This is a genomic window from Nocardioides sp. CPCC 206348, assembly GCF_048654705.1.
Lineage (GTDB): Bacteria > Actinomycetota > Actinomycetes > Propionibacteriales > Nocardioidaceae > Nocardioides.
The window spans coordinates 72,100-80,731 of sequence record NZ_JBMCZA010000193.1 but is presented as its reverse complement, the minus strand read 5'-3'; the positions used below and the strand labels follow the sequence as shown (position 1 = coordinate 80,731).

Below are 8,632 nucleotides of genomic sequence, written 5' to 3'. Positions count from 1 at the left end.
TGCGCAGCGTGAGCCGCAACATGTCAGGCCTTTCCGCGCGCAGCGGCGGCCTGCAGGGCCCCAAGTTCAACGAGCCGGTCCGAAATCTGGCCCACCCGCGTCGGCTGCTCACGGTCCGGGTTGTTGATCTCGTCGACCACCCGGCCATCGGCGAGGAACACCACGCGGTCGCAGTACGACGCCGCGACGGCGTCGTGCGTGACCATCACGATGGTCTGCCCGAACTCGTCCACGCTGCGGCGTAAGAACGACAGGACCTCCGCGCCCGAGGTGCTGTCGAGGTTGCCGGTGGGCTCGTCGGCGAACACGATCGACGGCTTGCTGACGAGGGCGCGGGCGCAGGCCACGCGCTGCTGCTGGCCGCCGGACATCTCGGCCGGCCGGTGCTTGAGGCGATCGCGCAGTCCGACCGTGTCGACGACCGTGTCGAACCAGGCCTGGTCGGGCTTCCGGCCGGCCAGGCTGAGCGGCAGCAGGATGTTCTCCTGGGCGGTGAGGGTCGGAATCAGGTTGAAGGCCTGGAAGACGAACCCGACCTCTTCACGCCGCAGCGTGGTGAGCGCCTTGTCCTTGAGGCGCGACAACTGGGTCTCGCCGACCATCACCTCGCCTGCCGTGGGCGCGTCCAGTGCCGCGAGGCAGTGCATCAGGGTGGACTTCCCGGAACCGGACGGTCCCATGATCGCGGTGAACTGGCCCTGGGCGAGCGAGATCGTCACGCCATCGAGGGCCCGGACCTCGGAGTCACCGGACCCGTAGGTCTTGTGGAGGTTGATCGCGCGGGCCGCGGCGGGAAGTCCGGGGGAGACCTGGTGGGGGGCGGTCGTCATGGGAACACCCTGCCCGATGAGTGTTCGTCCGGTCATCGGGATTTGCCTGACTCCTCCCTGAGCCCGGCAGCAGGAGGCACGAGTCCCCGAACTCGTGCCAGAGGTAGCCCGATGCCGAGGCGGCGGTGTACGCGCGTCGGGTCAGTCCGGCTCCTGCCACCGCCTCGACCAGCATCAGGTGAGACGCCTCGGGGTCGTGCCAGCCGGTCACGAGGCCGTCCGTCACCAGCGGTGGCTCGGCCGGGCTGATGATCCTGCTGGTCCATCCGGACCGGGCGACGACGGTCGCACCGTCCCGGCCGACGTCAACGGCCGACTCGAGTGCCCGGGTGACCGTGGTGCCGACGGCGATCACCCGGCCTCCCGCGGCACGGGCAGCGTTGACCGCAGCCGCGGTGGAACGCGGCACCTCGAAGCGTTCTGCCTGCGGGAACTCGCCCGCCTCCTGGGAGGAGACGCCCGTGTGCAGGGTGATCGGGGCGACCAGCACCCCCTTCGCGACCAGCCTTGTCACCAGGTCGGGACTGAACGGACGTCCCGCCGACGGCATCTCGGCGCTGCCGGGTCGGTGACCGAAGACGGTCTGGTAGTCCGTGAGCGGGTAGCGGGCATCAAGGTAGCCGTAGGCGATCGGTCGGCCGAGCCGCCGCACGGCCGCCGTGAGGTCGCCGGTCATGCTCGCCCGCCACAACCGGTTGCCGGTGCCGGTGGGGGACGACCCGGGAGCCGGGTACGGCTCGATCAGCTGCAGGTGGGCCGCTCCGCCCACGAGGTCGATCCGGTCACCGGCCCGGGCATCGAGCACGGCCCGAGCGGCATCGGGCGGACGTCGTACCTCGACCACCCAGGTGGCGTCGTCGAGCGGCGTCGCCAGGTGCAGCACCACGGGTCCGTGCCGGTCGGAGACGGCGTCGACGGCTGCCGCGACGGTCGCGGAGTTGTTCACGACGACGATGTCCCCGAGCTCCAGGTGCTCGTCGAGCCGGTGGAAGCGGGTGTGGGTGATCCCGCGGTCGGTTGCGACGAGAAGCTGGACCTGGTCCCGGGCGAGCCCGCGCCGCTCGGCGGGCGCCGGCGCGAACTCCTGTGCCTCAAGCTGCGACATCGCTGGCCCGGTACCGACCCGACGGCGCCGTGCCGTCCAGCAGTGCCAACAGACGGGGTACGACGACCTCGGGCAGCGGACGGTCGGAGATGTCCTCGCCGGGGAACCAGTCCTGGTGCATCTGCGTGCGCATGTCACCCGGGTCCACGGCGTACGCGGTGATGGTCGGGTTCTCTGCCGCGACGGTGAGGGTGAGGTGGTCCAGCGCGGCCTTGGACGCGCTGTACATGCCCCAACCGGCGTAGTGCTCCAGGGCGGCGTCGGAGGAGATCGACAGCAACGTGCCACCGGCTTTCGCGAGGTGGGGGATCGCGAGGCTGGTCAGCACGAGGGGCGCCCCGACGTTCTGGCGCCAGACGTACCCGACGTCTTCGATGGTGAGGTCCGCGAGGAACCGGTGGGGGTTGTCGCCGGAGGCCGGGCCGAGGACTCCGGCGTTGTTGACGAGGAGGTCCAGGCGGCCCTGCGCCTCGACGGCAGCCATGAGCTCGGCCCGGTGGTCCTCGTCGGACGTGTCACCGACGATGGCGGTCACCGAGCCCGCCGGGGCGGCTGCCGCGGTGGCGGCCAGCCGTTCGGAGTTCCGGCCGTTCGTGATGACGTGCCAGTCCTGGTGGGCAAGGGCGAGCGTCAGTGCGCGGCCGAGGCCGGCGCTTCCGCCCGTGACGAGTGCGATCCTGTTCATGCCCCCATCGTTGAACCTCAAGTTCGGTTGAGGTCAAGCACTCGGTGCGATCGCGCGTGTTCCGAGCGCCAGCGACGTGCGACGTGTCAGAGTTGGTGCATGGCGAGGTACGTGGGGGCGATCGACCAGGGCACCACCAGCACACGCTTCATGGTGTTCGACCACGCCGGGCGCGAAGTGGCCCGGCACCAGCTCGAGCACCAGCAGATCCTGCCGCGCGCCGGGTGGGTCGAGCACAACCCCGTCGAGATCTGGGAGCGGACCTCGTCCGTCGTCCAGACCGCCCTCGGCAAGGCCCGCCTCGACGCCAGCGACCTCGCTGCGGTCGGCATCACCAACCAGCGCGAGACCACGATCGTGTGGAACCGCCGGACAGGCCGGCCGCTGCACAACGCGATCGTGTGGCAGGACACCCGCACCGACGCGATCGCCGCCGCGCTGGACCGCGACGGTCGTGGCGACGTGATACGCCATCGCGCCGGTCTCCCTCCGGCGACGTACTTCTCCGGCGGCAAGCTGAAGTGGATCCTCGACGAGGTCCCGGGCGCGCGGGAACTCGCGGAGAAGGGCGACGCCCTGTTCGGGACTCCTGACACGTGGGTGCTCTGGAACCTCACCGGTGGACCCGACGGCGGTGTCCACGTCACCGATGTGACCAACGCGAGCCGGACCATGCTGATGGACCTGGAGACCCTGGACTGGGACGACGAGCTGCTCGGATTCTTCGGGGTTCCCCGCGCGATGCTTCCGGAGATCCGCGAGTCATCGGCCACGACGCCGTACGGAATGACCCGGCTGCACGGTCCCTTCAACGGGGAGGTGCCGATCACCGGCATCCTCGGCGACCAGCAGGCCGCGACCGTCGGGCAGGTCTGCTTCGCGCCGGGCGAGGCCAAGAACACCTACGGCACCGGCAACTTCATGCTCCTCAACACCGGCACCGAGATCGTGCGCTCCAAGGCCGGCCTGCTCACGACACCGGCGTACAAGCTCGGCGACGAACCCTGTGTCTACGCACTGGAGGGCTCGATCGCGGTGACCGGATCGGCGGTGCAGTGGCTGCGCGACCAGCTGGGCATCATCAGCGGAGCCTCGGAGTCGGAGTCGCTGGCCGCCCAGGTCGAGGACAACGGAGGCGTCTACTTCGTGCCCGCCTTCTCGGGGCTCTTCGCGCCCTACTGGCGTTCCGACGCGCGCGGCGCCATCGTCGGCCTGTCGCGCTTCAACACCAACGCCCACGTCGCCCGGGCCACGCTCGAGGCGATCTGTTACCAGTCCCGCGACGTGATCGAGGCGATGTCGTCGGACTCCGGAGTGACGCTGGAAGTGCTCAAGGTCGACGGCGGCGTGACTGCCAACAGCCTCTGCATGCAGATCCAGGCCGACGTCCTCGGCGTACCGGTCAGTCGGCCCGTCGTCCCGGAGACGACCGCGCTCGGCGCCGCCTACGCAGCCGGGCTCTCGGTCGGCTACTGGGCCAACACCGACGAGCTCCGGGAGAACTGGCAGGAAGACACCCGCTGGGAACCGCACTGGAGCGAGGACCAACGTGCCGCGGGATACGCCCAGTGGCAGAAGGCCGTACAACGAACCCTTGACTGGGTGGAGGTCCACTGATGAATCCCGCTCCACTCTCGCCCCGTGGCCGCGCTGCGGCGCTGAAGCGGATGGCCAACCAGCACCTCGACGTCCTGGTGATCGGTGGGGGAGTCGTCGGCTCTGGCGCTGCCCTCGACGCCGCCACCCGCGGGCTGGCCGTCGGACTGGTCGAGGCCCGGGACTTCGCCTCGGGCACGTCCAGCCGCAGCTCCAAGCTGATCCACGGCGGCCTGCGCTACCTCGAGATGATGGACTTCCGGCTCGTCGCCGAGGCGCTGAAGGAGCGCGGCCTGCTCATGCAGCGACTCGCTCCGCACCTCGTCCGGCCGGTGCCCTTCCTCTACCCGCTCACCGGACGCGGCTGGGAGCGTTGGTACGCCGGTTCCGGGGTCGCACTGTACGACGCCATGTCCAAGGCCAGCGGGTACGGCGACGGCGTCCCGATGCACAAACACCTCACCCGTCGTGGGGCGCGCAAGGCGTTCCCGTCGCTGCGCAAGGACGCCCTCGTGGGGGCGATCCGCTACTACGACGCGCAGGTCGATGACGCCCGCCACACCATGTTCCTCGCCCGCACCGCGGCGACCTACGGTGCCGCCGTGGCGTCCCGCACCCGTGTGCTGGGCCTGATCAAGGAGAGCGAGCGCGTCGTCGGCGCCGAGGTGATCGACCTCGAGACCGGCCGCCCCTTCGAGATCCGGGCGTCCCAGGTCATCAACGCCACGGGTGTCTGGACCGACGAGACCCAGGGCATGGCCCGCGAGCGTGGTCAGTTCAAGGTGCGCGCCAGCAAGGGCATCCACCTCGTCGTTCCCCGTGACCGGATCCGCGGCGAAGCGGGGCTGATCCTGCGGACCGAGACCTCCGTCCTGTTCGTGATCCCGTGGAAGCGGCACTGGATCATCGGCACCACCGACACGGACTGGGAGCTGTCCAAGGACCACCCGGCGGCCAGCTCCAGCGACATCGACTACCTGCTGACCAACGTCAACAAGGTGCTCGAGGTGCCGTTGACCCGCGACGACGTCGAAGGCGTGTTCGCAGGACTGCGGCCGTTGCTGGCGGGGGAGTCGGCCGCCACGTCGAAGCTCTCCCGCGAGCACGCCGTGGCGCACAGCGTCCCCGGGCTCGTGGTCGTGGCCGGCGGGAAGTACACCACCTATCGGGTGATGGCCGCCGACGCCGTCGATGAGGCCGTGCACGGCCTGGAGAGCGTGCTGGGCCGCAAGGTCGGGGAGTGCGTGACCGAGCGGATCCCGCTCGTCGGGGCGGACGGCTACCAGGCCCTGTGGAACCAGCGCCGCACGCTCGCGACGCAGTCGGGGCTCGCCGTCAACCGGATCGAACACCTGCTGGAGCGCTACGGATCGCTCGTGCTCGAGGTGCTGGACCTGATCGCAGCCGAGCCGGACCTGGCCGAACCGATGCCCGGGGCCGAGGACTACCTCCAGGTCGAGGCCGTCTACGCCGTGACGCACGAAGGCGCGCGGCACCTCGACGACGTGCTGACCCGCCGGATGCGGATCTCGTTCGAGACCTTCGACCGCGGAGTCGCCGCGGCGCCGCACGTGGCCGACCTGGTCGGCGGGTACCTCGGCTGGGACGCCAACCAGCGGGAGCGGGAGGTCCAGCACTACGTCAAGCGGGTCGAGGCCGAACGGGAGAGCCAGCGCCAGCCCGACGACCACACGGCCGACGCGGCGCGCAAGGGCGCACCGGACGTCGTACCGGTGTCCCGGATCGCCGAGTCGCTGGAGTCGCTCGAGATCGTCGATGCCCTGGAGACGCCCTGATGGACCTGTCCCTGCAGGACCGCGTGTACGTCGTCACCGGCGCGACCCGCGGACTGGGCCGTGCCACGGTCGAAGCGCTGCTGGCCGATGGGGCACGCGTGGTGCTGTCCGGTCGTGAGAGCGCCGGAGTGGATCGGGCCGTCGCCGAGCTCGGCGCACCCGGGGCGGTCGTCGGGGTGGTGGCCGACAATGCCGATCCGGCGACTCCTGGCCGCCTGATCGCGGCTGCACAGGAACGCTGGGCGCGGCTCGACGGCGCGCTGATCAGCGTGGGTGGCCCTCCGTCCGGGACGGTCTCCTCCGTCACCGACGAGCAATGGACGCAGGCCTTCGGGTCCGTGTTCCTCGGCGGCGTGCGGCTGGCACGGGAGATCGGTGCAGCCCTCGGTGACGGCGGGAGCCTGGCCTTCGTACTGTCGACGAGCGTGCGGCAACCGATCGCCAACCTCGCCGTCTCCAACGGCCTCCGACCGGGCCTCGCCATGGTCGCCAAGACGCTGGCCGATGAACTGGGGCCGCGCGGGATCCGCGTCAACGGCCTGCTGCCCGGCCGGATCGGCACGGAACGGGTCGCCGAACTCGACGCCTCCACCGGTGACGCAGCAGCGGCGCGGGCTGCCGCGCTCGCCCAGATCCCGCTCGGCCGCTACGGGGATCCCGAGGAGTTCGGACGGGTCGCGGCGTTCCTGCTGTCGCCGGCGTCGTCGTTCGTCTCCGGTGTCATGGTCCCGGTCGACGGCGGCATGGGCCGCGCGCTCTGACGCTCCCGGCCGGAGAACGGTCCGCCGGACCGCTTCTTGGCCGTCGTCCGTGACCCGCGGGCCCCGTGCTTGCGTTCGTCCCAGGCGAGGTAGCCGAAGCCACCCAGCGCCAGGACGCCGAAGAACCACCACTGCAGGCCGTAGAAGAAGTGCGGTCCCTCGCCCAGTTCGGGGAGCTCGACGGGCTCCAGGTCCTCGGTCGGCTCCGGGTCCTCCGCCTTGAGTGCGACGAACCCGGTGAAGACCTCGCGATCGATGGCCTCTCCGATGGGGCCGCTCGCGATCGCGCGGGTCGAGTGCTCGTTGACCTGCGTGCTGTCACCCGTCCCGTCTCTGCGGACCCAGCCGGTGACGGTCACCTCGCCCTCGGGCGGTGCAGGGAGGTCGGTGTGGGTGATCTCGGGGTTGTCGGTGGCGAACCAGCCGCGGTCGACCAGCGCGGTCGTCCCGTCCGGCGTCACCAGGGGTACGACGACCTCGACCCCAGGGGCGGACTTGCGGGTGCGGTACCGGACGACGACGGTGTCGTCGACGTCGTACTCACCGGTGACGGTGATGAGGCGCCATTCGTCGGACTCCTTCACTACCCGACCGGGTGCGAGCACCTCGGCGAGCGGGACCGGGTCGCGCTCCTCGTTGGCGCTGACGATCGTGTTGCGTTCCTTGCGGTCCTCCAGGCGGCCGAACTGCCACTCGCCGAGCCACCACGTGGCGTAGCCCACGAGCAGGATCGCCAGGAAGAAGAGCACCCAGCGACGGCTCAGCAGGAAGCGCCAGGAGGCCAGCCACGATCGCACGGGTCAACGGTAGGTCCCCGGGGTGGTCGCCGGCGCGTCGCCCCTGAGTGGCGACCTATGCTGGACGGATGCAGCCGCTGATCGATCGCCACGGCCGGGTCGCCACCGACCTGCGTGTCTCGCTGACCGACCGCTGCAACCTGCGGTGCACCTACTGCATGCCGCCGGAGGGCCTGGAGTGGCTGCCGGCCGACGACCAGCTCAGTGACGACGAGATCGTCCGGTTGATCGGGATCGCTGTCCAGCGCCTCGGCGTCAAGGAAGTCCGGTTCACCGGTGGCGAGCCGCTGGTCCGCCGGGGTCTCGTCGACATCGTGGGGCGCGTCCGCGCGCTGGACCCTGACGTCGAGATGTCGATCACCACGAATGCGCTGGGCCTGGCGAAGACCGCCGGCGCCCTTGCCGAGGCGGGGCTCAACCGGGTCAACGTCAGCCTCGACACGGTGCGCAGCGACACGTTCCAGGAGATCACCCGCAGGGACCGCTTCACCGACGTCGTCGAGGGCCTGGCCGCTGCCGAGGCCGCTGGGCTCGGGCCGGTGAAGGTCAATGCGGTGCTGCTTCGCGGCGTGAACGACGACCAGGGCCCCGAGCTCCTCCAGTGGTGCCTGGACCGTGGCTACCACCTCCGCTTCATCGAGCAGATGCCGCTGGATGCCCAGCACGGCTGGAGCCGTGACTCGATGGTCACGGCCGACGACATCTTCGCGTCCCTGGCCACCACGTTCGCCCTGACGCCTGCCCGCGAACCCCGCGGAAGCGCGCCCGCCGAGCTCTTCCTGGTCGACGGCGGCCCCGCGACCGTGGGGGTGATCGCCTCGGTGACCCGACCGTTCTGCGGCGACTGCGACCGGGTACGGCTCACGGCCGACGGCCAGGTGCGCAATTGCCTGTTCGCACGCGACGAGTCCGACCTCAGGCTCGCGATGCGCGGCGGTGCCGGCGACGACGAGCTGGCCGACCGCTGGCTCACCGCGATGCTCGGCAAGGCCCCCGGTCACGGCATCGACGACCCGACCTTCCTCCAGCCCGATCGCCCGATGTCCGCCATCGGCGGCTGAT

8 protein-coding genes are annotated in these 8,632 nt (G+C 70.6%); 4 read left to right on the top strand and 4 right to left on the bottom strand.

What is annotated here, in order from left to right:
- Positions 1-23: 23 nt before the first annotated feature.
- Genes ACOADB_RS17250 through ACOADB_RS17240 form a run of 3 tightly spaced genes read right to left on the bottom strand, consistent with a single transcriptional unit; the run spans position 24 to position 2,620 of the window.
- Positions 24-830 carry an ABC transporter ATP-binding protein gene (locus ACOADB_RS17250; protein WP_378601097.1) on the bottom strand — a complete coding sequence of 269 codons (807 nt, stop codon included), beginning with the start codon at positions 828-830 and terminating at the stop codon, positions 24-26.
- Positions 745-1,935, bottom strand: a complete 1,191-nt coding sequence (locus tag ACOADB_RS17245; protein WP_378601095.1) for an S-adenosylmethionine:tRNA ribosyltransferase-isomerase — start codon at positions 1,933-1,935, stop codon at positions 745-747. Before ACOADB_RS17245 ends, ACOADB_RS17250 begins: the two co-directional genes overlap by 86 nt.
- A complete protein-coding gene (locus ACOADB_RS17240) occupies positions 1,922-2,620 on the bottom strand; it encodes an SDR family NAD(P)-dependent oxidoreductase (protein WP_378601093.1) in 699 nt (232 codons plus the stop codon). The genes ACOADB_RS17245 and ACOADB_RS17240 overlap by 14 nt, the downstream gene beginning before the upstream one ends.
- 99 nt (positions 2,621-2,719) lie before the next feature.
- Between ACOADB_RS17240 and glpK the strand changes: the two genes are divergently transcribed.
- Genes glpK through ACOADB_RS17225 form a run of 3 tightly spaced genes read left to right on the top strand, consistent with a single transcriptional unit; the run spans position 2,720 to position 6,773 of the window.
- Positions 2,720-4,237 carry a glycerol kinase GlpK gene (gene glpK / locus ACOADB_RS17235; RefSeq protein ID WP_378601091.1) on the top strand — a complete coding sequence of 506 codons (1,518 nt, stop codon included), beginning with the start codon at positions 2,720-2,722 and terminating at the stop codon, positions 4,235-4,237.
- Positions 4,237-6,012, top strand: coding sequence for a glycerol-3-phosphate dehydrogenase/oxidase (locus ACOADB_RS17230; protein ID WP_378601089.1), 1,776 nt, complete (start codon positions 4,237-4,239; stop codon positions 6,010-6,012). Before glpK ends, ACOADB_RS17230 begins: the two co-directional genes overlap by 1 nt.
- The gene (locus tag ACOADB_RS17225) at positions 6,012-6,773 is read left to right on the top strand and encodes an SDR family oxidoreductase (RefSeq protein ID WP_378601087.1); all 762 of its coding nucleotides are present in this window, start codon (positions 6,012-6,014) and stop codon (positions 6,771-6,773) included. Before ACOADB_RS17230 ends, ACOADB_RS17225 begins: the two co-directional genes overlap by 1 nt.
- Here the strand turns inward: ACOADB_RS17225 and ACOADB_RS17220 are convergent.
- The gene (locus tag ACOADB_RS17220; RefSeq protein WP_378601085.1) at positions 6,659-7,570 is read right to left on the bottom strand and encodes an SURF1 family protein; all 912 of its coding nucleotides are present in this window, start codon (positions 7,568-7,570) and stop codon (positions 6,659-6,661) included. The two genes, ACOADB_RS17225 and ACOADB_RS17220, sit on opposite strands and share 115 nt — an antisense overlap.
- A 68-nt stretch (positions 7,571-7,638) precedes the next feature.
- Between ACOADB_RS17220 and moaA the strand changes: the two genes are divergently transcribed.
- Positions 7,639-8,631 carry a GTP 3',8-cyclase MoaA gene (gene moaA, locus ACOADB_RS17215; RefSeq protein WP_378601083.1) on the top strand — a complete coding sequence of 331 codons (993 nt, stop codon included), beginning with the start codon at positions 7,639-7,641 and terminating at the stop codon, positions 8,629-8,631.
- Position 8,632 lies beyond the last annotated feature (1 nt).

What these genes read in the sequence shown, in the direction of transcription:
- ACOADB_RS17250 (WP_378601097.1), bottom strand. Translation starts at nt 830, where the DNA reads ATGACGACCGCCCCCCACCAGGTCTCCCCCGGACTTCCCGCCGCGGCC.
- ACOADB_RS17245 (WP_378601095.1), bottom strand. Translation starts at nt 1,935, where the DNA reads ATGTCGCAGCTTGAGGCACAGGAGTTCGCGCCGGCGCCCGCCGAGCGG.
- ACOADB_RS17240 (WP_378601093.1), bottom strand. Translation starts at nt 2,620, where the DNA reads ATGAACAGGATCGCACTCGTCACGGGCGGAAGCGCCGGCCTCGGCCGC.
- glpK (WP_378601091.1), top strand. Translation starts at nt 2,720, where the DNA reads ATGGCGAGGTACGTGGGGGCGATCGACCAGGGCACCACCAGCACACGC.
- ACOADB_RS17230 (WP_378601089.1), top strand. Translation starts at nt 4,237, where the DNA reads ATGAATCCCGCTCCACTCTCGCCCCGTGGCCGCGCTGCGGCGCTGAAG.
- ACOADB_RS17225 (WP_378601087.1), top strand. Translation starts at nt 6,012, where the DNA reads ATGGACCTGTCCCTGCAGGACCGCGTGTACGTCGTCACCGGCGCGACC.
- moaA (WP_378601083.1), top strand. Translation starts at nt 7,639, where the DNA reads ATGCAGCCGCTGATCGATCGCCACGGCCGGGTCGCCACCGACCTGCGT.